Source organism: Fusibacter sp. 3D3, assembly GCF_001748365.1.
Taxonomy (GTDB): domain Bacteria; phylum Bacillota; class Clostridia; order Peptostreptococcales; family Acidaminobacteraceae; genus Fusibacter_A.
The window spans coordinates 22,326-46,022 of sequence record NZ_BDHH01000025.1; the positions used below are offsets into that span (position 1 = coordinate 22,326).

The 23,697-nt window shown below is 38.9% G+C and carries 22 protein-coding genes and 1 riboswitch; of the genes, 18 read left to right on the forward strand and 4 right to left on the reverse strand.

Annotated features, from left to right (window positions below; genetic code table 11):
* Nucleotides 1-186 precede the first annotated feature (186 nt).
* From chvE to F3D3_RS20545, 10 genes are all read left to right on the forward strand, one after another.
* Nucleotides 187-1,254, forward strand: coding sequence for a multiple monosaccharide ABC transporter substrate-binding protein (chvE, locus tag F3D3_RS20500; protein WP_069876306.1), 1,068 nt, complete (start codon nt 187-189; stop codon nt 1,252-1,254).
* Nucleotides 1,255-1,356: 102 nt separating this feature from the next.
* Nucleotides 1,357-2,889, forward strand: a complete 1,533-nt coding sequence (gene mmsA, locus F3D3_RS20505) for a multiple monosaccharide ABC transporter ATP-binding protein (RefSeq protein WP_069876336.1) — start codon at nt 1,357-1,359, stop codon at nt 2,887-2,889.
* A gap of 14 nt (nt 2,890-2,903) precedes the next feature.
* Nucleotides 2,904-4,082: a multiple monosaccharide ABC transporter permease gene (gene mmsB / locus F3D3_RS20510; RefSeq protein ID WP_069876307.1), complete on the forward strand. Its 1,179-nt coding sequence runs from the start codon at nt 2,904-2,906 to the stop codon at nt 4,080-4,082.
* A 294-nt stretch (nt 4,083-4,376) separates the two neighbouring features.
* Nucleotides 4,377-4,766, forward strand: a complete 390-nt coding sequence (locus F3D3_RS20515) for a PHP domain-containing protein (RefSeq protein ID WP_069876308.1) — start codon at nt 4,377-4,379, stop codon at nt 4,764-4,766.
* Between the two features lie 17 nt (nt 4,767-4,783).
* Entirely contained in the window at nt 4,784-5,884 is a 1,101-nt protein-coding gene (locus F3D3_RS20520) for an ABC transporter substrate-binding protein (protein ID WP_069876309.1), read from the forward strand.
* A 94-nt stretch (nt 5,885-5,978) separates the two neighbouring features.
* Nucleotides 5,979-6,800 (forward strand): alkaline phosphatase family protein, encoded by an 822-nt coding sequence (locus F3D3_RS20525; protein ID WP_069876310.1) that lies wholly within the window; start codon nt 5,979-5,981, stop codon nt 6,798-6,800.
* A 21-nt stretch (nt 6,801-6,821) separates the two neighbouring features.
* Nucleotides 6,822-7,676: an ABC transporter permease subunit gene (locus F3D3_RS20530; protein WP_069876311.1), complete on the forward strand. Its 855-nt coding sequence runs from the start codon at nt 6,822-6,824 to the stop codon at nt 7,674-7,676.
* Entirely contained in the window at nt 7,663-8,454 is a 792-nt protein-coding gene (locus F3D3_RS20535; protein ID WP_069876312.1) for an ABC transporter permease, read from the forward strand. The genes F3D3_RS20530 and F3D3_RS20535 overlap by 14 nt, the downstream gene beginning before the upstream one ends.
* A 9-nt stretch (nt 8,455-8,463) precedes the next feature.
* On the forward strand, nt 8,464-9,474 hold the full coding sequence (locus F3D3_RS20540) for an ABC transporter ATP-binding protein (protein ID WP_069876313.1): 1,011 nt from the start codon (nt 8,464-8,466) through the stop codon (nt 9,472-9,474).
* Between the two features lie 49 nt (nt 9,475-9,523).
* Nucleotides 9,524-10,306: a DeoR/GlpR family DNA-binding transcription regulator gene (locus F3D3_RS20545; RefSeq protein ID WP_069876314.1), complete on the forward strand. Its 783-nt coding sequence runs from the start codon at nt 9,524-9,526 to the stop codon at nt 10,304-10,306.
* A 90-nt stretch (nt 10,307-10,396) separates the two neighbouring features.
* On the opposite strand, the gene F3D3_RS20550 is transcribed toward F3D3_RS20545, so the two are convergent.
* Entirely contained in the window at nt 10,397-12,445 is a 2,049-nt protein-coding gene (locus F3D3_RS20550) for an ABC transporter ATP-binding protein (protein WP_069876315.1), read from the reverse strand.
* Nucleotides 12,446-12,451: 6 nt separating this feature from the next.
* A complete protein-coding gene (locus tag F3D3_RS20555; RefSeq protein WP_069876316.1) occupies nt 12,452-14,203 on the reverse strand; it encodes an ABC transporter ATP-binding protein in 1,752 nt (583 codons plus the stop codon).
* Between the two features lie 212 nt (nt 14,204-14,415).
* A riboswitch (purine riboswitch) is annotated at nt 14,416-14,517 on the forward strand.
* A gap of 174 nt (nt 14,518-14,691) precedes the next feature.
* Here F3D3_RS20555 and guaB point away from each other — a divergent pair.
* Together guaB and guaA are read left to right on the forward strand one after the other, a co-directional pair.
* A complete protein-coding gene (gene guaB, locus F3D3_RS20560) occupies nt 14,692-16,161 on the forward strand; it encodes an IMP dehydrogenase (protein ID WP_069876317.1) in 1,470 nt (489 codons plus the stop codon).
* Between the two features lie 221 nt (nt 16,162-16,382).
* Nucleotides 16,383-17,915 (forward strand): glutamine-hydrolyzing GMP synthase, encoded by a 1,533-nt coding sequence (gene guaA / locus F3D3_RS20565; RefSeq protein ID WP_069876318.1) that lies wholly within the window; start codon nt 16,383-16,385, stop codon nt 17,913-17,915.
* Nucleotides 17,916-18,136: 221 nt separating this feature from the next.
* Here the strand turns inward: guaA and F3D3_RS20570 are convergent, their stop codons facing one another.
* The gene (locus tag F3D3_RS20570) at nt 18,137-18,985 is read right to left on the reverse strand and encodes an endonuclease/exonuclease/phosphatase family protein (protein WP_069876319.1); all 849 of its coding nucleotides are present in this window, start codon (nt 18,983-18,985) and stop codon (nt 18,137-18,139) included.
* Between the two features lie 3 nt (nt 18,986-18,988).
* The gene (locus tag F3D3_RS20575; RefSeq protein ID WP_069876320.1) at nt 18,989-19,204 is read right to left on the reverse strand and encodes a helix-turn-helix transcriptional regulator; all 216 of its coding nucleotides are present in this window, start codon (nt 19,202-19,204) and stop codon (nt 18,989-18,991) included.
* 158 nt (nt 19,205-19,362) lie between these two features.
* On the opposite strand from F3D3_RS20575, the gene F3D3_RS20580 reads away from it, so the two are divergent.
* The 6 genes from F3D3_RS20580 to F3D3_RS20605 all read left to right on the forward strand — a co-directional run bounded on the left by F3D3_RS20580 (nt 19,363) and on the right by F3D3_RS20605 (nt 23,619).
* Nucleotides 19,363-20,145 (forward strand): ParA family protein, encoded by a 783-nt coding sequence (locus tag F3D3_RS20580; protein ID WP_069876321.1) that lies wholly within the window; start codon nt 19,363-19,365, stop codon nt 20,143-20,145.
* Nucleotides 20,138-21,163: a ParB N-terminal domain-containing protein gene (locus F3D3_RS20585; RefSeq protein ID WP_069876322.1), complete on the forward strand. Its 1,026-nt coding sequence runs from the start codon at nt 20,138-20,140 to the stop codon at nt 21,161-21,163. The genes F3D3_RS20580 and F3D3_RS20585 overlap by 8 nt, the downstream gene beginning before the upstream one ends.
* 86 nt (nt 21,164-21,249) lie before the next feature.
* On the forward strand, nt 21,250-21,492 hold the full coding sequence (locus F3D3_RS20590; RefSeq protein WP_069876323.1) for a hypothetical protein: 243 nt from the start codon (nt 21,250-21,252) through the stop codon (nt 21,490-21,492).
* A gap of 2 nt (nt 21,493-21,494) precedes the next feature.
* Nucleotides 21,495-22,202: a RadC family protein gene (locus F3D3_RS20595; RefSeq protein WP_069876324.1), complete on the forward strand. Its 708-nt coding sequence runs from the start codon at nt 21,495-21,497 to the stop codon at nt 22,200-22,202.
* A 15-nt stretch (nt 22,203-22,217) separates the two neighbouring features.
* Nucleotides 22,218-23,192, forward strand: coding sequence for a DUF3991 and TOPRIM domain-containing protein (locus F3D3_RS20600; RefSeq protein WP_139132160.1), 975 nt, complete (start codon nt 22,218-22,220; stop codon nt 23,190-23,192).
* Between the two features lie 13 nt (nt 23,193-23,205).
* A complete protein-coding gene (locus F3D3_RS20605; protein WP_069876325.1) occupies nt 23,206-23,619 on the forward strand; it encodes a DUF6075 family protein in 414 nt (137 codons plus the stop codon).
* Nucleotides 23,620-23,697: the final 78 nt, after the last annotated feature.

Sequence of the window (23,697 nt, forward strand, 5' to 3'; positions counted from 1 at the left end):
AGATCATTAATGATCTAGGGCTGGATAATTTTGAGTTTAAAATTGTCTAGTCTTTTTCTTTTGTATACAAGACCATCTTAATTCTGTCTAGAACATTATAATTTGCTCTATTTTTTTAAATGTTAAATTTATGTAAACTTAATGTGTACTTAATTGAGTCATTTAATTTAAGGGAGGATTAATATCATGAAAAAAGCAGGTGTATTATTGTTAGTGATCATGGTGATTGCATCATTATTTGTGGGGTGTACACAGAAATCAGCTGAAAATTTGATCGGGGTTTCGATGCCAACCAAATCACTTCAAAGATGGAATCAAGATGGTGCTAACATGAAAACTGAACTTGAGAAAAAAGGCTACTCAGTGGAATTGTTATATGCCGAAGATTCTGTGGATCAACAGATCAAAGACTTAGAAAACATGATTACAAAAGGGTGTAAAGTACTTGTAATAGCGTCGATTGATGGTGAAGCACTTAAAGGTGTTTTAGACGAAGCGGGTAAAGCTGGCATCAAAGTGATTGCTTACGACCGCTTGATCAAGGGCAGTGAATACGTCGATTACTATGCAACTTTTGATAACTACTTAGTAGGTGTCATTCAAGGGAACTATATCATAGAAAAGCTTGGACTTGATAAAGGCGAAAAAGGACCATTCACAATGGAAGTCTTCGGGGGGTCTCCAGATGATAACAATGCTTATTTCTTCAACAGTGGTGCAATGGATACGTTAGCACCCTACATTGAAAGCAGCGTTTTAAACATCAAATCTGGTCAAACTGCAATGGAACAAATTGCGATCCAAGGTTGGAAATCTGAAGGTGCTCAATCGAGAATGGACAACCTCTTAACCGCGTTTTATGCAGATGAACCTGTGGATGTTGTCTTATCACCAAATGACAGTTTAGCACAAGGAATCGTGGCTTCTTTAAAAGCAGCAGGCTACGGCTCAGCAAGCAGTCCTTTTCCAATCTTGACAGGACAAGATTGTGATACAACCAATGTTAAAATGCTCATCGCTGGCGAACAATCCATGTCCGTTTTTAAAGACACAAGAACACTTGCTGGCAAAGTAGTAGATATGGTTGAAGCGATTATGAAAGGCACAGAACCACCAGTAAATGATACAAAAACATACGATAATGGCGTTAAAATAGTGCCTTCGTATTTATGTGAACCTGTATTTGCGGATGTCAATAATTACAAAGCACTTTTAATTGATTCTGGTTATTATACAGAAGATCAACTTAAATAGAGAACTGTTGATAAATGCTGTGGTGATCTCAATTGCCACAGCATTGATATCGCAATTTGTTTTTGTAAGGAGACTAATATGGCAGAAAATAGGTTGGAACACATGTCGGAGAATATCCTTGAAATGATTGATATCACCAAGACTTTTCCAGGTGTAAAGGCACTTGATTCGGTAAATTTGCAGGTGAAGCGGGGCGAGATCCACGCGTTAGTGGGCGAAAATGGTGCGGGAAAATCAACCTTGATGAGTGTCCTCAGTGGCATTTATCCATATGGCAGTTATACTGGGGATATCTTATTTGAAGGTTCGGTTTGTAAATTTAGAGATATAAAAGAAAGTGAAAAGCAAGGGATTGTCATTATTCATCAAGAACTTGCACTGAGTCCCTATATGAGCATTGCGGAGAATATTTTTCTTGGAAATGAGCAAGCGCATAACGGGGTGATCGACTGGAATGAAACCCATTCCAAAGCCAAGACGCTTATTGAACTCGTGGGTCTAAAGGAAAATCATAACACATTGGTGAGAGATATCGGAGTCGGCAAACAACAACTTGTGGAGATTGCAAAAGCACTTTCCAAGGATGTTAAACTTTTAATCCTAGATGAACCCACAGCAGCATTAAATGATGATGACTCAGAGCATTTGCTCAATCTTTTGATGAAAATTAATAAGGAACAGGGCATATCTTGCATTATCATCTCACATAAGCTCAATGAGGTTACGAAAATATCAGATCAAATTACAGTAATCAGGGATGGTCATACCATTGAGACTTTAATCAAGAATATAGATGAAATATCTGAAGCGCGTATTATAAAGGGTATGGTAGGACGTGACCTTGTGGATCGTTTTCCAAAGCGCATACCCAACATTGGAGAGACTAGCTTTGAAGTGAAAAACTGGACGGTCTACGATCCAATGGATGAATCTCGAAAACGTATTGACAATGTCAATTTCAATGTAAAAAAAGGCGAAATCTTAGGCATTGCAGGGCTTATGGGTTCAGGCAGAACAGAGCTTGCAATGAGCATCTTTGGAAGAGCATATGGGAAACGCATCACGGGTGAACTCTATAAAGAAGGTGAGTTGCTGGTTATAAAAGATGTGAAACACGCAATAAGAAGCGGTTTCGCCTATGTGACTGAAGATCGAAAAACGGCGGGTTTAGTCTTAATAGAAGACATTAAAAGAAACATCACTTTGGCCAATCTTGAAAAGATCAGTAAAAGGCATGTGGTCAATGAGAATATGGAACTGATGGTTGCGAATGAATATAGGACCAAACTCAATATTAAATCCTCTAGTATTCATCAAAAAACAGGCAATTTATCAGGTGGCAATCAGCAAAAGGTCGTATTGAGTAAATGGATCTTTTCAGAACCTGAAATTCTCATATTGGATGAACCCACCAGAGGCATAGACGTGGGCGCAAAATATGAAATCTATACGATTATTCAAAAGCTTGCAAGTGAAGGGAAGTCCGTCATCGTGATCTCTTCGGAATTGCCTGAAATACTAGGCATTTGTGACCGCGTATACGTCATGAATGAAGGCAAGATAGTGGGCGAAATGGATCGTTTAGAGGCGACACAAGAAAGCATAATGGCTTGTATTTTACAAAGCTCTTCATAAAATGGAGGACAAACATGGAACGTATAAAAAACATTTTTAAACAAAATATGAAACAGTATTCAATGCTGATTGCGTTGATCGTCATTATGGCGATGTTTCAGATTTTAACAGGTGGGATCTTGTTAAAACCCATTAATGTATCTCGATTGATCTTTCAAAACAGTTATATTTTAATCTTGGCAATTGGGATGCTCTTATGTATCTTAACAGGTGGCAACATCGACCTCTCAGTAGGTTCCATAGTGGCTTTTGTCAGTGCATTGTCTGCACTTTTTAGTGTGACATTTGGTTTGCCTGTTTGGTTTGCCATTATATTGGGGCTTTTGTCGGGACTTCTTGCAGGGATGTGGCAGGGATTTTGGATCGCCTATGTGCGCATTCCACCTTTTATTGTAACGCTTGCGGGTATGTTGCTCTTTCGGGGTATAAACAACATTATTTTAGGAGGACAAACGGTCTTGTTACCAGAGGCCTATACCAAGATTTCATCAGGTGTTATACCAGACTTCATCGGTGGAGTAGGTGGCTTACATGTGACGACATTGGTGATCGGAATTGCATTTGCAATGCTTTATTGCGCGGTAAGCCTTCTGATTCGAAAAGATAAAATGAAATACGATTTTGAAGTGTCTACAAGTATTTTTTTCATGGGCAAACTCTTGGCGGTTTCATTTATAATCATCTTATTTGCCTATTGGCTAGCCCTTGCAAATGGATTGCCGATTATATTAATTTTACTGGGCGTTTTGATTTTAATCTATTCGTTTTTAACCAACAAAACCGTGGTGGGTAGACACATCTACGCCATGGGCGGCAACCAAAAGGCAGCTGCGTTATCTGGGATTAAGACTAAAAGAATTCTCTTTTGGGTTTACGCAAATATGGGACTTTTAGCGGCTGTGGCAGGAATCGTCTTCGCAGGGCGACTCAACTCAGCTTCGCCAACTGCTGGTGATGGTTTTGAACTCGATGCTATCGCAGCCTGCTTCATAGGGGGCGCATCCGCTACAGGTGGTGTGGGCACCATCATGGGCGCAATTATCGGTGGTTTTATCATGGGAATCCTGAATAATGGGATGTCCATTATGGGCATTAGTGTTTTCTGGCAACAAATCGTCAAAGGACTTGTGCTTTTGGCAGCAGTGGCATTTGATGTTTACTCTAAATCAAAGACCAAAACAGCACATGCCTAAAGTACAAATACAAAAGAAAGCAGTTTATTTTTAAGACAGCTCCCCCTCGCAAATGAATATAGAACCTAAAACAAACACTCTGATTTCAGCGTGTTTGTTTTTTTTGAGCAAATAAGAAAATACTCTAAATATGTTTGAAAACACAAATAAAGCAACAAAACAAATGCGATAATCATTAAAACAAAGGCAAATAAAAGAGAAACCTAACTCACTCTTAACAATTACCAAATGTGTAGATAACACTTTGTTTCTATAATGACAGTGTTGGTAAAAAAATAAAGAGGAGAACAATAGGTGAGATATACAGATCACCACGTGCATACTGAATTCTCTGGTGACTGTGAAGCACCACTCCATGAAATGGTTCAGTCCGCACTAAATAAAGGTCAAGAAGTGGTCATGCTAACCGATCACATAGATTATGATTTTCCAGATTTGAAAGCGCACTTCGAAGTAGATTTTGATTCGTATAATAGAGCCATCCTTAAAAGTTACTTTGACAAGGGTGGTCGCGTGATAACCGTTGGTTCAGATGCTCATTTACCAAAAGATGTTCAATCTGATTTTACAGAAGCTTTTAAGTTACTAAGTCGTATTGGATTTACAGAGGTAAGTTGTTTCAAAGCAAGAAATATGAGCATGATGCATATCGATACAATTTTAAAGGCAGAAATTTGGGAATGAAAACGAGGAGGGAAATCATGAATTTTAGAAAGTTATTAACAATGGGAATGACTGTGGCAATTGTGCTTGCATCTATGACGGGGTGTTCAAGTTCCAATACAGCTGCAACAGCATCCGCAGGTCAAGGGGGTACTTTAACAGTTGCAGAAATCACTGAAAAAGCAAAAGCAGAAGGTCAAGTCGTCAGTGTGGGCATGCCAGATTCATGGGCGAACTGGAAAGATACTTGGGAAGATTTAAACAAAAATTACGGTCTTACACACGTGGATACAGATATGTCCAGTGCAGAAGAAATCGCTAAATTTGAAGCTGAAAAAAGCAAGCCAACAGCAGATATTGGCGATGTTGGGATTGCATTTGCACCAGTAGCTGTTGAAAAAGGGGTTACTCAACCGTATAAACCGACTCATTGGGAAGAAATTCCGGATTGGGCTAAGGATCAAGACGGTCATTGGATGCTGGGGTATACAGGGACAATTGCTTTTATCTCAAATAAAAAATTGATCTCTAATCCACCAAAGTCTTGGGAAGATGTTTTAAATGGCGACTACACAGTGGCAATTGGCGATGTGGGTAAAGCCGCACAAGCCAACAGTGCTGTATTGGCTTGTGCACTTGCTCATGGTGGTGATGAAAACAACCTTGAACCTGCCTATGCCTATTTTGCAAAACTTGCAGAGCAAGGAAGACTTTCGTTTATCGATCCCAGTATAGCAAATCTTGAAAAAGGCGAGGTTGAACTGGCTTTAATGTGGGATTTCAATGCACTTAACTATCGAGACACAATTTCAAAAGATGATTTTGAAGTCACGATTCCAAAAGAAGGCTCTGTCATCAGTGGTTATGCGACGATTATCAACAAATATGCACCACATCCGTATGCCGCAATGCTTGCTAGAGAGTATATCTTAAGTGATGCAGGTCAAATTAACTTAGCAAAAGGTTATGCCCGCCCGATCCGCACAAGCGTAGAATTGCCTGAAGAGGTTAAAGCGATCATGTTGCCACAGTCTCAATATGAAAATGCAAAGCCTATTAACGATTACAGTGCATGGGATACCACCTCTAAAACGATCCCGCAAGATTGGCAATCCAAAGTACTCATCAACATCAAATAGAATTGTATAAGAGTGAAACCTTTAGGTCACCCAGTCTAAAATTAGACTGGGTCGCCTATTTTACAAAAGTCATTTCCAAAAAAATGGAGGCGTTATGTGTCAAAAGGTTATCTTTGTCATTTTAGATGGGTTAAATTATAAGACCGCTCGGTCACAAATGGGCTACATGGCGCATTTAACCGAACAAAACGTGGCAACACTCTATAGAGTCAAGTCACAATTGCCAGCCATGTCAAGACCACTTTATGAATCGCTTTTGACGGGAACGACACCTTGTGTTCACGGCGTTTTAAACAACCAAACCACAAGGAGAAGTCAACAAGTGAGCGTGTTTGATCTTGCGGTGACGGCAGGGCTTAAAACGGGTGCAGCAGCTTATCACTGGATGTGTGAACTCTATAATGAGAGCCCCTTCAACCCTTTTGAAAATAGGATTATGAACGATGAAACCAAATCCATACAACATGGTATGTTCTATTATGAAGACGATTATCCAGATACGCATTTACTTGCAGATAGTATGTATATCTTAAAACAATATAAACCTGATTTTATCGTGATTCATCCCATGAACATAGATTTAGCAGGGCATGAACAGGGTTGTGATTCAAAAGCTTATAAAGGTGCAGCGATAAAAGTGGACATCTTATTGAGTCATGCAGTTCCCATCTGGCTAGAGCAAGGTTATCAAGTGGTGATCACAGCGGATCATGGCATGAATGCAGAGGGGTTCCATAATGGAGATGAAGAAGACGGTCGCTTGGTGCCACTTTGGTTGATTGGATCTATTTTTAAGGGTGCGTGTTCAGATGAGCTTTATGATCAACTGGCCATTGCCCCCATGCTTTGTGAAATATTGGGTTTGATGCCTGCAGAATCTATGACTTGTCGAATGATGAGTTCATTAATAAAATGATGTGATGTTGAGGGTGTAAAAATGAATAAAACCAAATTAAAATCAAAGTATCTCATTTTAATGATGTTGCCTTTTTTTATCTTAGTGATTGCCTTTGAGCTCTTACCAGCTTTATTTATTGTTATAAATGCTTTTTTGGATCAGGCGTCAAAGTTAACACTGGATAATTTTAAAGTGGCACTTACGGATCCGTTTTACCTACAGGGGATGAAGAACAGCCTATTGATCTCTATCAGTTCAAGTTTTGTGGGGATTGTAATTTCCATCATTTCAGTACAGGCGATTCAGTCCCTTACTGCTAAAAATGCAGAACGCGTCATTATGCTATCCAATATGACCGCCAACTTTGCAGGTGTGCCGCTGGCGTTTGCCTTTATGATTTTACTGGGCAACAATGGTGTCTTCACGATTTTAATGGACAGACTGGGACTTGGCGTATTTGATACGTTTAATTTGTATTCAGGTGCTGGCTTGACGTTGGTTTACGTTTACTTTCAAGTCCCTCTTGGCATACTGCTCATGTACCCTGCTTTTGATGGGATCAAACCACAGTGGAAGGAGGCAGCCAGCAATTTAGGCGCTTCCACTTTGGCGTTTTGGCGTCATATTGGGATTCCGGTACTCATGCCGAGTATTGTTGCAACTTTTAGCATTATGTTTGCAAATGCCATGGGTGCCTATGCCACAGCCTATGCTTTGACCACATCGAATTACAATCTCATGTCTGTGAGAATCGGAGCCTTGATTTCTGGAGATATGTTTCTCAACCCCAACTTGGCAAGCGCAGTGGCTATGGTACTCGGTGCACTGATGTTTATATGCAATTACACCAGTGAGCGCATGACTAAAAGGAGGGGTGTGAATGAAATTAAGTAATGGAAAAAAAGTGATCATCATTGCGCTTTTGATCTATTTATTTTTGCCTTTACTCGGGACTTTGATTTACTCTATATCCACTAAGTGGCAAGCGACACTACTGCCAAATGGCCTTACACTAAAATGGTACGAGCAGCTTTTTTCAGACGTCCGGTTTGTTCAGGCGATTCAAAGATCATTTTTAACCAGCGGGTTAACTTGTTTACTCAGTTTGACAGTGATGATTCCGACGATTTTTATAATGGTGGTCTACTATCCGAAGCTAGAGAAGGTGATGAAATTTGTGATTACATTGCCCTTTGCCATGCCTGGAATCGTTTTAGCAGTGGGTCTTATTAAGCTTTACTCAGGAGATATATTGCCATTGACAGGTACGATTTGGATTCTTGTGGGAGCCTATTTTGTGTTGATTATGCCATTTATGTATCAAGGCATTCGCAATGCCATGCGAACTGTGGAGGTGAAAACACTTATGGAAGCGGCTTCATTGCTTGGAGCAAGTGATTTAAAAGCTTTTTGGTATGTGATTTTTCCAAACTTAATCAAAGGGGTGGTTGTATCGACCCTGTTGTCATTTTCGATGCTCTTTGGGGAGTTTGTTCTCGCCAATATTCTAGCGGGTGGTAATTACGAGACCATTCAAGTTTACTTGTACACTCAGAAGGGCAGTAGTGGACATTTTACCAGTGCAATCGTCATCAGTTATTTTTCTTTTATTCTGCTTTTATCTTACGTGATTATCAAAATAAAAAAAATCGTCGATCCAGCGGGGCGTTAGGAGGTAAAAATGGCTTTTGTAAAGGTAAATCATTTGACCAAGTACTATGGCACTATTAAAGTCTTTGAAGATTTAGATTTTGAAATTCAAAAAGGTGAATTTATAACCTTGTTAGGACCATCGGGTTGTGGTAAAAGCACTCTTTTGAGGGCGATTGCAGGTCTTACCGAGGTCGGTGGTGGACAAATACTCATTAACGATAGAGACGTCACACATATGGCGCCCAAGCAGAGAAACGTCACCATGGTGTTTCAGTCGTACGCCCTTTTTCCGAACATGACTGTTGGCGAGAATATTGGATTTGGTTTGAAAATGAAAGGTCTAAACAAAAAAGAGATCGCTGAGCGGGTAAATCGCTTCATCGATTTGGTGGAACTCACAGGTAGAGAGGATGCGTATCCCTTTGAACTCTCTGGGGGGCAACAGCAGAGAGTGGCACTTGCAAGGGCGCTGGTAGTTGAACCAGATGTGTTGCTTTTAGATGAACCGCTCAGTGCACTGGATGCAAAAATTAGGAAGAGTTTAAGACTTCAAATTAGAAAAATTCAGAAAGCACTTAACATCACCACTATATTTGTAACACATGATCAAGAAGAGGCACTTATTGTATCCGATCGCATCTTTTTAATGGAGGGTGGTCAATTCGCTCAGATCGGAACGCCAGAAAATGTATATGTGCATCCAGAGTCTGAATTTGCGGCACGTTTTATTGGAAATTATAATGTCTTAACCGAAGTTGAGCTGAAAAAGCTCAATAATAAAATAGAGGGGCAGGGGCTCTATGCCATAAGACCAGAAGCTATTGAATTGACCTTAGAAATGGACACGGCACATGCAGAGGGGGCAAAGGGCATTGTCAAGGATGCCATTGTTTTAGGCAATGTTATTCGATATACTATTGTATGTAACGAGATTCATTTAACCGTGGATGTGCTCAACAAGGGGCATCATATTTGGCTCAAACCGGGCAGTGATATCAGAATTACAATTCCAGCACATGAACTTAAAAAAGTAGCCTAAAGTGACTGTGAATTATGAGATTTCATGAAAAGGATAAGGAGGCAAGCCATTGAATGGGTTTTCTGAAGATAGAAAGAGTCGAATACTATATGAACTAGACAACTTTGGCAAAGTATCTGTTCGAAAATTGGCAGAGCGCCTCAAGGTGACACCTGAGACCATAAGAAGGGATTTGGATGATCTTGAAGGTCAGCGAAAGCTCAAGCGCATACATGGCGGTGCCATAAAAATTTCTTATGATAAGATAGAACCTTCTTACATGAGCCGGCAAAATATCTTTAAGACAGAAAAGAAAAAAATTGGCATGAAGGCAGCGTCTTTGATTTCAGATGGAGACATCATCGCACTGGATGTTGGGACCACCACTTGTGAGATTCTCAATTTTTTAGAGGGCAAATCGGATTTAACTGTGCTTTTAAATTCTGTATTTGCGCTGAATTATCTCATTGAACGTCAAATGCAAGGGACGTTTCATGGCAAAATCATTTTTTTGGGCGGAGAGATTAACATTGATCAAATGTCTTGCTTTGGGCCAATTAGTGAGAATCTCATGACGCAGTTCTATGTGGACAAAGCGTTTATTGCCATTGGCGGTATGAGTATAGATCATGGCATCACAGGCTATGACATCTATGAGACCAATCTTTCCAAAATGCTGATCCAAAATGCAAAAGAAGTCATCGTCGTCTCTGACCGCTCTAAAATAGGCGTCCGCAATTTTTATAAGGTGGCGGATTTTGATGCTGTGGATATCGTCATATCAGACACAGCAGAGCCATCCGAATGGTCTAATAGTTTAGAGCAATTGGGGGTCCAGTGGCTTAAAGCGTAGCAGTAGAAAACAAATGACCGTTAAAAAAACGCGCCCTGAGCTTATCGTGCAAAGGCGCGTTTTGTGTGTTTTTATTTTTTTTATTTGGTGTCAAACTTTCATTTGTAACATGTAAAGGTCATAATAGATGCCCTCTTTGCTGAGAAGTTCTTGGTGTGTACCCGTTTCTCTAATTTCCCCTTTACTCATAACGAGGATTTTATTGGCATGCTGTATGGTGGAAAGTCTGTGAGCCACAATGATGGTGGTTTGTTTATGAATCATCTTTTGAATGGCATCTTGGATTAAAAGTTCTGTTTCAGTGTCGATATTGGAAGTTGCTTCATCTAGGATGAGAATCTTCGGCTCAAATACAAGTGCTCTTGCAAATGACAGAAGTTGTCTTTGACCAGAAGATAAGGTTGCGCCTCTTTCAACCACGGGTTCATCATAACCGTTTGGCAATTTGGAGATAAAGGTATCGGCATTGACATAAGTCGATGCTTTTTGAATTTCTTTTAGAGTGATTTGATCCTCTTTTAAGCGTATATTGCTCTTAATGTCACCCGAGAAGAGAAAGACATCTTGAAGGACAATGCCAATTTTACGTCTTAAACTCCCCAGATCCATCTGTCTTATATCCACACCATCTACTAAAATCGCGCCTTTTTGAATGTCGTAAAAGCGGCTGAGCAAGCTGATAATGGTGGTTTTGCCAGAGCCAGTCGATCCCACCAAAGCGATGGTTTCTCCCTTTTGAACTTTGAAACTCACCCCTTTTAGGACGTAATCTTCTTCAGTCTGAGGCTGATCTTGATAGCTAAACCAGACTTCTTTGAATTCGATAGTACCTTCAAAAGTCTCATCTGGCAATATTACTGGATTTTCAGGGTTTTCAATCGGATTTTTTTCATCTAAAAGCATGAAAACACGCTCTGCAGAGGCCATTGAAGATTGAAAAATGTTGAATTTTTCGCTGAGGTCCATAATAGGTCTGAAAAATTGCTGCGTATAGGAGATAAATGCCACGAGAACCCCGAGATCCACCACACCTTTTATGGCATCATTGCCACCGAACCAGAGGAGCAGAGCAAGTGAAATCGAATAAATAAGGTTCATACTCGGTCTAAAAATAGCATAAACCCTTGTTTCATTTACGGAACTTTTTAGATAATCTGTATTGATAGCGTCAAAGGCTTTAAAAATAGAAGCTTCCTTATTAAAAATTTGGATGATCTTCATACCGTTGATGTTTTCTGCAAGTGTTGAATTGATTTTAGCCAGTTTGACTTTAACCTCTCGTTGAACCGCTCTGGCTTTTTTTCTAAAGATGGAAGCGGCAATGAAAACCAAAGGCACTGTGCTCAGACAAACCACGGCAAGTTTAGCGTTGATCATGAGCATCACCACTACAGTGCCTCCTAATAAGAAGAAATCTTTTAGAGAAGTGATGAGCACGTCGGTGAACATTTCATTGATGTTGTTCATGTCGTTTGAAACTCGAGTGACCAGACGCCCTACGGGATTTTTGTCGAAAAAGCTTAAACTCATCACCTGTAAATGATCGAACAAGGCCTCACGCATGGTATAAACGATCTTTTGACTGGCATGATTTAAGAGAATTGTATGTGCATAGGTCATAAGAAAGCTTAAAACGAGGAGTATTGACAAAGTGAGTGTCAATTTTTTGAGGAGTGCTTTGTGATGTTCTTTAATGGTTTGAACGGTTCCGGCATCTAGTGTGATGACATTTTCGTTAGTAGTGTTCGCATCACCGCTTGCGTCAATAAGCGCATAAGAACCATCTGGCATGAGTGTTACAGTGCTTGTAGCCACGTCATTTTGGGGCTTAAAAGCATCCAATAAAGTGGGCAACTGATAAAGCTGATCCTGAATGGTCACCCTAGTGCCTGTGGCAGAAGTGTCTACAGCGTCAGCGGCTACTGGGTAGACCACTTGTGAACTCGGTGTGATAAAGTCATCTATAGCCACTTTGAGTACATAGGGGACGGCGAGGTCCACGCCTGTAACGGCAAGCATCATCAAGATGCTGAAAAACAATAGAACACCTTGCGACTTGGCATAGCTTAATAGCCTGAGCATGATTTTGCCATCGAAAGAGGCTTTTATATCTTGTTCGTTATGAATGGTTTTTTCCATGATGGCTCACGACTCCTTTGCTATTTTTTCTTCTAACAGTTGTTTGGTATACATATCCTTGTAAATACTATCCACCTGCATCAAGGTTTCATGCGTACCTTTTTCTGCAATTTCCCCCTGATCTAAGACGATGATTTGATCGGCGTCTTTAATGGTGGAGATACGGTGCGCCACGATTAAGGTGGTTGTGCCCACCAGTTCTTCTTTTAAATGATTGAGGATACTTTCCTCAGTTTTCGTGTCTACTGCTGAGAGGGAATCATCCAACATGACAATAGGGGGCTTTTTATAAAGCGCTCTGGCAATGGAAACACGTTGCTTTTGACCGCCAGACATGTTGACGCCACGCTCGCCCAGCTCTGTCTCATAAGCGTTTTGAAAATCCATAATTTCTTTGTGGATTTGTGATACAGTTGCGGCGGCTTTGACCTGATCTTCATTTAAACTCTCATTGGCAAACCCAATATTATAGGCAATCGGTTTTGAAAAAAGAAAATTATCTTGCGGCACGTAACCGATTTGATCTCGGAGTGCTTTAACGGTTATTTTATGAATGTCCTTGTCATCGTAAAAAATGGTGTTCTCATCTACATTGTAGAGTTTTAACAAGAGATTCATAAGTGTGGTTTTACCACTTCCCGTTCGGCCGATAATGGCAACTGTTTCCCCTTTTTTGACAGAGAAACTGATATTTTTAAGGACGGGTTCATCTGTTCCGGGATATGCAAATGTTAGATTTTTCACTTCTATAGTCGGCTCAAAATTGTAGAGATCCAAAAGGTCATCGGCATCTGCAATTTCGGGCTCAGTTGCCAAAATGACATTGATCCGTCTAAGGGAGACTTGACCTCTTTGGATGACATTATAGACAAATCCAAGTGCCATGGTTGGCCAAGTGAGCATGCCGACGTAGGTGATGAAAGTGACGAATTCGCCAATGGTTATCACGTTATCGATGACTAAGGAACCGCCATAGATAAGTGCAATCAAAGTGCTGGTACTGGATATAAAGGCCACAAGCGGATGAACAAATCCAAAGATTTTCGCAAGGCTCATATTGGTATCGAAGTTCCCTTGACTCTTTTCATTAAAATGGGCCAATGTTTTCTTTTCCATGACAAATGATTTGATAATCCGAATGCCTGAAAAGGCCTCTTGAACATTATCGGTTAAATCCGAAAAAGCTTCTTGAACCCCTTGAAAGCGAATACGGATTTGCTTGCCGAGTATTATAATGAAGAAAGCAATCAGGGGAAGCGGTAAGATCGCTAGGAGTGTCAAATTCAGATTGACTCTGGTGATCATGAGCAAAATCGTCATAACTCCCATGAACATGGCATCTATGAACATGACGATTCCAGAGCCAAACGCCATTCTCACTGAATTGACATCGTTGGTACAGTGTGCCATGAGATCCCCCGTTTTGTGATGATTGTAGTAATTAAGGGGTAATTTTTCTAAATGCTCGAAAATTTGATTGCGCAGATTGTACTCCAGTTTTTTAGCAGTGGTAATGATGGTCATGCGCCACCCAAAGCGCCCAGCAGCTACGAGCACTGAGATACCAACAACTGCGATCATGTAAATTGGGATTTTTTCTGCAGTCAGATTTCCAGACATCAAGGTATCGGTGAAATGCCCAATAATCAAAGGTGTTATCAGCTGCAGAGCATCTATGGCCACAAGTAGGAGAATTCCAAAAACATAGGCAGGCAAGTATCGTATCAGATAGGGTTTGATGTATTTAAAATCGTTCATAGTGTCCCTCCTAAAATTCATATTAATATCATAGCATAGTTTTTAGGAATCCGTACAAATTTGAAGTACAAAATAAATGAAAACTTGGTTACATAAAATTAATAAATTCATCATTTTTATTTGTACGTCTCCTGTTGACAAAGCCCTATAAACGTGATAATTTGAGTATTAATAAAAAAATACAGCAAAGTGAATTATAATTTTGTTTATATACAAGATTATTCGCAAATACTCATATATTTCCGAAATGATGGCTTGGATGTTTCTACGCAGTTGCCGATAATTACTGCACTATGGGTTGTGGCTTTTAATTTTTACAAAATCATCATCTGTTGGTGATGATGGCGTAGAACTTTTTAGGAGACAACCTTAATATTCATAGAAGGTTGTTTTTTTGTTGTCAAAGGCAATGGATTTAGCAAAAGGTGTTATTTCAAATAGGAGTTTGAAGGTTGAGTTATTTAATTATATTTGAGGAGGCTTATTAAATGGAAGGAAAGTTGATTAAAGAAGGGTTAACTTATGATGATGTTTTATTAATCCCACAGAAGTCATATGTTCTACCTAACGAGGTCAGTACCAAGACTCAGTTGTCTAAGAAGATCACATTGAACATACCCATTGTCAGTGCAAGCATGGATACTGTAACGGAATCCAAACTGGCGATTGCCATTGCAAGAGAAGGCGGTCTCGGCATCATTCATAAAAACATGAGCATCGCGCATCAGGCACTTGAAGTGGATAAAGTTAAGCGTTGTGAGCACGGTGTTATTGTGGATCCTTTCAGTTTATCGCCAGATCATATTGTTGAAGATGCAGAAAAGTTAATGGCAAGGTATAGGATCTCAGGTGTCCCCGTTGTGGATGAAAATCGTAAACTCGTGGGCATTATCACGAATCGAGATATTCGATTTGAACCCGATATGCAAGCACGCATTGGCGATGTTATGACTAAGGATATCCTTGTTACAGCACCTGCTGAAATATCACTTGAAGATGCAGAAAAGATACTGCGTAAACACAAAATCGAAAAATTGCCTTTAGTGGCTGAAGATGGCACACTAAGAGGTCTTATCACAATAAAAGATATCGAAAAAACCATTAAATATCCAAACCGTGCGACGGATTCAAAAGGTCGTTTACTTGCAGGGGCAGCTGTGGGCATCGGTTCAGATATGCTTGAGCGCACGGAAGCGCTTTATAAAGCAGGTGTCGATATCATCGCTCTCGACTCCGCTCATGGTCACAGCATTAACGTCATCAATGCTGTAAAAACCATCAAATCAAAATTCCCAGATCTTGAAATTATCGCAGGCAACGTGGCAACAGCAGAGGCTACTGTGGACTTAATCGAAGCCGGTGCTGATTGTATCAAAGTGGGCATAGGTCCAGGTTCAATCTGTACAACACGTGTGGTGGCTGGTATTGGCGTTCCTCAAATTACAGCTGTATATGACTGCGCAAAAGCGGCTAAACCTTATGGTATCCCTGTGATCGCAGACGGTGGCATTAAATTCTCTGGAGATTTGCCTAAAGCAATCGCTGCTGGCGCTCATGTGGTCATGTTGGGCTCACTTTTCGCAGGTACTGAAGAAAGCCCTGGTGAGATCGTGATGTATCAAGGCAGAAGCTTTAAAATGTATAGAGGCATGGGTTCAACGGCTGCTATGGAAGCGGGCTCAAAAGACCGTTATTTCCAAAATGATACGAAAAAATTCGTACCAGAAGGCGTTGAAGGGCGTGTGCCATACAGAGGCTATTTAAAAGATATTATTTATCAATTGGTAGGGGGGTTGAAATCCGGTATGGGTTACTGTGGCACGGCTACACTTGAAGACCTTAGAGAAAACGGCAAATTTATGCGCATCACAAATGCAGGTCTCAGAGAGTCGCATCCACATGATATTGCCATCACGAAAGAACCGCCTAACTACAGTGTTTCAAGTAGCGATAAATAAGAGTTGAATAATTTGCCCTATTATAATCGCGTAAGGAGATTTAATCGCACATTCTTACATGGTATAATAATAGGGCATCGTTTATGCACATAAAAATTAAACGCATACAGAGATCTAAGAGAGCGCTAATTTAGAGGACTAATCAGATGACTTAAGTGTCAATCATAAAGTTTTATTACGTTTATTAATTACAATTTGATATCTTTTAGGAGGCTTCATTCATGAATAATGAATTGATCATGATCGTAGATTTTGGGGGTCAGTACAACCAACTCATCGCCAGAAGAGTAAGGGAAGCAAGTGTGTACAGTGAAGTTGTTTCTTGGAGAAACGCACTTGAAAAAATTAAGGCAAAAAAGCCAAAGGGCATTATTTTCACAGGGGGACCCAATTCGGTTTATCTTGAAAATGCGCCAACACTGGATAGAGAAATCTTTGAACTCGGCATCCCGATCCTTGGGATTTGCTACGGGATGCAGTTGATGTCACAAGTTTTAGGTGGCAAAGTGGAACGCGCAACGCAACAAGAGTATGGTAAAATCAACTTAAATGTGCCTTCAAGCACAGGCCTTTTCAAATCAATTGAAGATCAATCACAATGCTGGATGAGCCACTTTGACTATGTTAAAGAAGCACCAGCAGGCTTTGAAATCATCGCAACCACAGATCACTGTCCAGTGGCAGCCATGGTAAATGTGGAAAAGAATCTCTATGCGGTTCAGTTCCATGCAGAAGTGGAGCATACGCCATTTGGTAGACAAATGATCAAGAACTTCTTATACGAAGTTTGCGGCTGCTCTGGCGACTGGAACATGGGCGACTTTGCGGTGAACATGATCGAAAGCATCAAGCAAAAAGTGGGCGATAAAAAAGTCCTTTGTGGTCTTTCAGGTGGCGTGGATTCTTCTGTTGCGGCGACTATGGTACACAAAGCCGTTGGCAATCAACTTACTTGTATCTTCGTCGATCACGGTTTACTGCGTAAAAACGAAGGCGATGAAGTTGAAAAAGTATTCGCTGAGCAGTTTAACATGAATTTCATCAGAGTGGACTGTAAAGAGCGCTTTTTAGGGCGCCTTAGAGGTGTTTCTGATCCTGAAACGAAACGTAAAATCATCGGCGAAGAGTTTATCAGAGTTTTTGAAGAAGAAGCCAATAAACTTGAAGGCATCGACTTCTTAGTACAAGGCACGGTTTATCCAGATGTTATCGAAAGTGGTACAGATACTGCAGAAGTCATCAAAAGCCATCATAACGTGGGTGGTCTTCCAGAAGACATGCAGTTTGAACTGATAGAACCGTTAAGAGATTTGTTTAAAGATGAAGTAAGACGCGTGGGCGAAGAGATCGAAGTACCAGGTCATATCGTTTGGCGTCAACCGTTCCCAGGTCCAGGTCTTGCCATCCGAATTTTAGGCGAAATCACAGACGAAGCTTTACACCTTGTGAGAGAGTCCGATGCGATTTTAAGAGATGAAATCGCAAAAGCTGGTCTTGATCGCGATGTATGGCAGTACTTCACCGTCCTCCCAAATGTCCGTTCAGTCGGCGTTATGGGCGATGAAAGAACCTACTCACATGCCATCGGCATCCGAGCAGTTACTTCTATCGACGGTATGACTTCAGACTGGGCGAGGATCCCATATGAAGTGCTCGATAAGATTTCCTCTAGGATTGTGAATGAGGTTCAAGGGGTGAATCGGATTCTTTATGATGTGACGAGTAAGCCACCGAGTACGATTGAGTGGGAATAACGATTGAAAACGCTGAAACACTTGATTTTACTGGGTTGATGCGGTGAAAAGAGTAGGTTTGACTCCATTTTGACTCATTTTTGAAATGATAATAGTGATACGAAAGATTATAAGTCTTAATAAAAGGCTCAAAAGTAGCAATTTGGATAGTAAAATGCCCTAGATTCAGTTAGTAGAATCTAGGGTTTTTTATGTTTGAATGTATTTTTAAGAAAAACATATTAGGTTTTTATAGACGCAGTCAATATAGCATGATCTGGAAGACCAGCTAAGTGCGATTTGTAATCTTCTGGCTTTAAACTTCCATACCCATTATTAGGGGTTACAAAGTCCCAAATGTAATTAGCCAACATTTTATAATTATTGAGAATGCTTTTAGAATCAGTACTTTCACGTAGTATGGTTACATTTTTTGTGGCTATTAGATCTATTACAGCCTTTCCTGGAGATTGAGAGTTGCCAGTAACATAACTCCATCTTGATGGATTTCTATACATTGGGTTTATATTAGAATGGTTGTCATTAAACCTTGGAGAATATATTTCTATATTATTAAGGTTCTTTTTAACATGACTTGGCCACTCATTAAAATCTCCAGCGCATATTATTTTACTAGCATCTGGTAAACTACTAAAATGATCATTTAATGCTTGGAACTCCAGGTCGTGATTTTTTGTATCTTTAATTCTCACACCGATTATAAATAATGAATTTCCATTAAAGATTGATTCTACTTGAAAAAAGTTTGGTTTTTCTTGTACTGTTGTATTCATAACGGTTGTTAATTTTATTGAATCATAATCAAAACCTTTTAAATCTTTTTTTAAGGCAATTAACACTTCATTTTGTTTAATCGTTTTATTAGGATATGTGTATCTCCAGTATTTTTTAGAGAGTTGTTTACTAACAGCAGGCCAATTACGACCTCTTATGAATTCTGTCAGTATTATAATATCCGCATTTATATCTGAATTCATTATTTCATCAATAACAAAAGAGGGAAATATATAGTTGTGATAACTTCTGCTTCTTCCATTGATATTCCATGTCATTAGTTTAAGTTTACTCATTATCTAAATCCTTTCTCCAGTCTTATCAACAAAATACCCCTCAAACTCACAGTCCAAAGCCTCAGCAATGGCTTCTAATTCCTCAATTGAAAAGTTATCTCTTTTCAGTTTATTTGCCATGTTTTGATTTGTAGTTCCAAGTCTTTTGCTGAGTTCTATAATTGTAACATTCTTTCGTTTAAGTATGATTCGGAGCTTTTCTCCCATAGTTAGTTTCATTAATTATCACCTGCCTAAGTTAAATAATACATCTTATAGTGAATATTCGCAATAAAATCAAACCATTAAAATAACATAATGGATGAAATGTTGAGCACGTTAATTTATAAGTGTATAATCACATTAATAAGTGAATATTAGAAAGGAGCAAAAAAAACATGAGTAAAATAATTGGAATCGCTTCACAAAAGGGTGGAGTAGGGAAATCAACGACATGCAGAAATTTAGCATCTGAATTAACAAAAGAAGGGTATAGGGTTTTGGCTGTTGATTGTGATAATCAAGCTAGCATGACTGATTGTTTTGGAATTGAAGATCCAGAAAAACTTGAAATGACATTGTATCACTTGATGATGGATGTTATTACAGAAAAAGATCTACCACCAAAAGAGAAGTTCATCATTCAAAAAGAAGGTATTGATATTATTCCAAGTAGTATTGAGCTTTCAGCTATTGAGATCAATCTTGTCAGTACAATGAGTAGGGAATATGTGCTTAGAACTATTCTTGATGAAGTTAAAAATGATTATGATTATATCCTATTAGACTGTATGCCTTCACTGGGATTAATGACACTTAATGTCCTTGCTGCATGCAATAGTGTTTTAATACCTGCAACACCAGAGTATTTGTCAGTTAAAGGACTTGAGCTTTTACTTAGAACTATTTTTAAACTAAAGAAGAGAATCAATCCAGCTATTACTTTTGAAGGCATACTGCTGACCATGTTTGAAGAGCAAACGAATCTTTCTAAAAACATGTTGGACATGATTGAAAAATCTTATGGTGAACACATTAAAGTCTTTAAAACTAAGATACCTAAATCAGTCAAAGTTGGTGAAGCAAATCTTCAAAGTAAAAGTATTGTAGACTACATGCCAACAAACAAAGCAGCTATTGCCTATCAAGCATTTGCAAAGGAGTTGATCAATAATGGATAAAACAAAAATGAAAAAGAAAGAGACCTTCGCTTCAATATTTGGCGATGATTATGAAGAAGCCCCTTCAAGTAAAGATGAAGGAGTAATGACTTTAAAGTTAGAACAATTAGTACCTTTTCTAAATCATCCTTTCAAACTCTATGAGGGTGAACGACTAAATGAGATGGTTGAGAGCATCAAGAACTATGGTGTTATTGTTCCGATTGTAGTTAGAAAAAAAGGGTTGAAGTATGAAATACTAAGTGGTCATAACAGGGTTAATGCAGCGAAGCTTGCAGGACTCATTGATGTTCCATCTGTTATTAAAGAAGGACTAACAGAGGAAGAAGCCACATTGATTGTCACAGAAACGAATTTGATGCAACGATCATTTACTGACCTCGAGCATTCAGAAAGAGCTACAGTAATTGCTACTAGGCATAGTGCCATGAAAAGTCAGGGAGTTAGAACAGACTTGCTTAATGAAATTGAAAAACTGTCAAAAGCGCCTAATTTGAGTAGTGAAGAAACTTCGTGCCCACTGGGCATGAAGTTGGACACTAAGAGAGAAATTGGTGCGGATTATAATCTATCATCAAGATCTGTAGCTAGATACCTTAGAATAGATAAACTCAGCAATACCCTAAAAGAATTAGTAGATAGTGGAATGATTGCCATGCGAGCGGGTGTTGATTTATCCTATCTATCAGAAGATAACCAAGAAATGTTAGAAGCCATCATTTCAGAAAACACTTTCAAAGTGGACATGAAAAAAGCGGCACTTCTTAGAAATTATGATAAAGAGGGCAAGCTTAACTGGGATACAGCTAAACAAATTATTTCAGGTGATATGCTAAAAAGCACTGGCAAAATCAAACCTTTTAAAATTCAACCAACTATCATTTCAAAGTACTTTAAACCCACAGAGGATAAGAAGGATATTGAAAATATAATAGAAAAAGCACTCGAAATGTATTTTACCCAGATAAAAACAATTGATTCAGAGATGGAGGAGGAGGGGGAGGAGATGAGTGAGTAGATTAAAATATATTATAGAAAAATATAGGTGGAAATACGTTAAACGCTTGGGTTGAACCCAGCGTTATTTTTTTAGGAGGAATAAAGATGTCTAATATTACAAAAGTAACAAAAGTATCAGATGATTTTCTAGCTTTGATTACGTGGCTAACAAAACCAAATGATGAAGAGATTAGAGTTATAAAGGGAATTGTTAAAAATGAAGGTGTTCGAGCTTTGTTTATAAACATCACATCACTTCAAGTTTCAAATGAATTAAAAAGCAAATTGATTGACCTTAAAAATGTCATAATTGCTTTTGATGGTGACATTTCAGAAGGTGGTGAATAGCCATGTCAAGACAAGTTAAATACTCAGAGGATTTCTTTAAAAGTTTAAATGCCTTAACAGGAATACCTATGAGAAAAATTCAAGCATATGCTAAAGATAATAATCCATTTAACATACTTGAGCACCCAATGGTTGTTGATCCAAATGAAAAGCAACTTGAAAAAATAAGCAAACTCAATGAGTTTATTTCGTCATACAGTGTATTAAGAATGGAAGAAGATCAGAATCGTATTAAGTTTTCGTCGCCAGAAGACTCAGGTAAATACTTTCAGTCATTGCTTGGCGGTATGAAGGATAAAGAGCGATTTATGGTGGCGTTTTTAGATAACAGCAATAGCATTATTGAAACAAGAACAGTTTCTGAAGGTGGCATTAACATGGCGGTTGTTCATCCTAGAGAAATATTGAAAATCGCCATATCAAATGATTGTAGTAGTTTAATCCTTTCTCATAATCACCCAGGAGGATCAACCAATCCATCAAAAGAAGATCAAGCATTAACTCAACGGATTGTAGATATTTTTCATCCACTGAGCATCAAAGTACTGGATCATATTATTGTTGGAGGTTCTAGGTTCTCGTCTATGGCGGAACAGGGATATCTGCCAAATGGATCACTTAATAATGCAAAGTACGATCCTATTGTTTTCAGTGATGATATAAAAGAACAAGAATCCGATTATCCAATAGACGAAGAACTGGAATTGTGACAAGGGGGGATCTAAGTGTACAAAGAAAAGCGATTTTCAGATGATGAGCTGAATAAGGCAAACAGTATGGATATCCTTGTATATGCAGAAAGTATTGGACTTGAGCTAAAGAGATCAGGTAGATCTTTCAAAGTTGAAAACTATGGTGGATTATACATTGATATTAGCGGCAAGAAGTGGAATTGGTTTACTCAACATAAAGGTGGTGGACCTATTCAATTTGTTATGGAAATGGAAGGTAAAACTTGGGTGGATGCAGTTTATACATTGCTTGGAAATGAAAAAAGTGAACTTTCAATTAGACCAAGAATTCAGGTCGAAGAAGAAAAGGGTGAATTTAAACTTCCAGAGAAGAACGATACTTTTAAACACATCATCGCTTACTTGATTCGGGCTAGGGGCATTGATAAAGACATTGTCTATGATTTCATCAACAAGGAAAAACTCTTTGAAAACAAGCAAAAAAGCTGTGTATTTGTTGGCTATGATGATAATCAAGAACCCAAATACGCAAGTGTTAGAAGTACCAATACAGCTGGTAAAACTTACAGAGGCGATATCAAAAATTCAGATAAGACATTTCCCTTTTGTTATCAAGGAAACACTAAGACCCTTTGTGTATTTGAAGCGCCAATTGATCTGATGAGTTATTTGACACTGCTTAAATACCATCAAGTCAATGATTTTAGTCACCACATGATTTCGCTTGGTGGGGTTGCTGATAAAGCTTTGGATTACTACTTAAAGCAACATCCAGAAATTAAAAGCATAATGCTCTGCCTCGATAATGACGAAGCAGGGCATTTTTCATGTCAGCAGATCAATGAAAAATACCATGAATTTTATCACATGCAAAAGCACGGTCCAATCGGTAAAGATTTTAATGAAGATTTACTAGCAATAAGGAACAACCATCAAGTTTCACAGGCAAGAGAGCCAGAGGATGCTTATGGAGTTGATCAATATGTTGAAGAAGAAACCGAATTATAAGGAGGCAAAGAAGATGTATTTTATGAATGAAGATCATGCTTATAATTTTCAAAATATGATATTGCAAGATAAAACCCATGTAAATGATCGAGAACGATTTGCGTTGTTTTATATACTTGGCGGCAATGAAGATCTATTTCTAAAAAGAAGCCATGTATATGATTTTAAGCTGCATGAAATCAATCCAGATGTTTTGACAAACGCAGAAGTAGATTTTTGTTCAAGCAGTAAAGCGCTTATCAGACTAGCATATAATCTTTACAACGGACATGAAGATAGTTTTATAAGTCCCCATGATTTGTTTAGAACATTAGATTCAAGAAACTATCTAATTGCAAAAGGTGCCATCGATATGAGGTTTGGAAGGGATATTGAAGAACAAATGAATGAAGGTGTTGAGGAAGAGATGGAGATAGAGTTTCTGTGAGGATGTTATATTACAAGTAGCGAAATATATATTTTAAGTAATGTTAAGTTCGTTTGAAATTGTATACAACGAAAAATA

Bases quoted from the DNA above. Each gene is read 5' to 3' on its own strand.
- F3D3_RS20585 (WP_069876322.1), top strand. From the start codon at position 20,138: ATGGATAAAACAAAAATGAAAAAGAAAGAGACCTTCGCTTCAATATTT.
- mmsB (WP_069876307.1), top strand. From the start codon at position 2,904: ATGGAACGTATAAAAAACATTTTTAAACAAAATATGAAACAGTATTCA.
- F3D3_RS20540 (WP_069876313.1), top strand. From the start codon at position 8,464: ATGGCTTTTGTAAAGGTAAATCATTTGACCAAGTACTATGGCACTATT.
- chvE (WP_069876306.1), top strand. From the start codon at position 187: ATGAAAAAAGCAGGTGTATTATTGTTAGTGATCATGGTGATTGCATCA.
- F3D3_RS20575 (WP_069876320.1), bottom strand. From the start codon at position 19,204: ATGAAACTAACTATGGGAGAAAAGCTCCGAATCATACTTAAACGAAAG.
- F3D3_RS20530 (WP_069876311.1), top strand. From the start codon at position 6,822: ATGAATAAAACCAAATTAAAATCAAAGTATCTCATTTTAATGATGTTG.
- F3D3_RS20590 (WP_069876323.1), top strand. From the start codon at position 21,250: ATGTCTAATATTACAAAAGTAACAAAAGTATCAGATGATTTTCTAGCT.
- F3D3_RS20605 (WP_069876325.1), top strand. From the start codon at position 23,206: ATGTATTTTATGAATGAAGATCATGCTTATAATTTTCAAAATATGATA.
- guaB (WP_069876317.1), top strand. From the start codon at position 14,692: ATGGAAGGAAAGTTGATTAAAGAAGGGTTAACTTATGATGATGTTTTA.
- F3D3_RS20570 (WP_069876319.1), bottom strand. From the start codon at position 18,985: ATGAGTAAACTTAAACTAATGACATGGAATATCAATGGAAGAAGCAGA.
- F3D3_RS20550 (WP_069876315.1), bottom strand. From the start codon at position 12,445: ATGGAAAAAACCATTCATAACGAACAAGATATAAAAGCCTCTTTCGAT.
- mmsA (WP_069876336.1), top strand. From the start codon at position 1,357: ATGTCGGAGAATATCCTTGAAATGATTGATATCACCAAGACTTTTCCA.
- guaA (WP_069876318.1), top strand. From the start codon at position 16,383: ATGAATAATGAATTGATCATGATCGTAGATTTTGGGGGTCAGTACAAC.
- F3D3_RS20595 (WP_069876324.1), top strand. From the start codon at position 21,495: ATGTCAAGACAAGTTAAATACTCAGAGGATTTCTTTAAAAGTTTAAAT.
- F3D3_RS20555 (WP_069876316.1), bottom strand. From the start codon at position 14,203: ATGAACGATTTTAAATACATCAAACCCTATCTGATACGATACTTGCCT.
- F3D3_RS20580 (WP_069876321.1), top strand. From the start codon at position 19,363: ATGAGTAAAATAATTGGAATCGCTTCACAAAAGGGTGGAGTAGGGAAA.
- F3D3_RS20525 (WP_069876310.1), top strand. From the start codon at position 5,979: ATGTGTCAAAAGGTTATCTTTGTCATTTTAGATGGGTTAAATTATAAG.
- F3D3_RS20535 (WP_069876312.1), top strand. From the start codon at position 7,663: ATGAAATTAAGTAATGGAAAAAAAGTGATCATCATTGCGCTTTTGATC.
- F3D3_RS20520 (WP_069876309.1), top strand. From the start codon at position 4,784: ATGAATTTTAGAAAGTTATTAACAATGGGAATGACTGTGGCAATTGTG.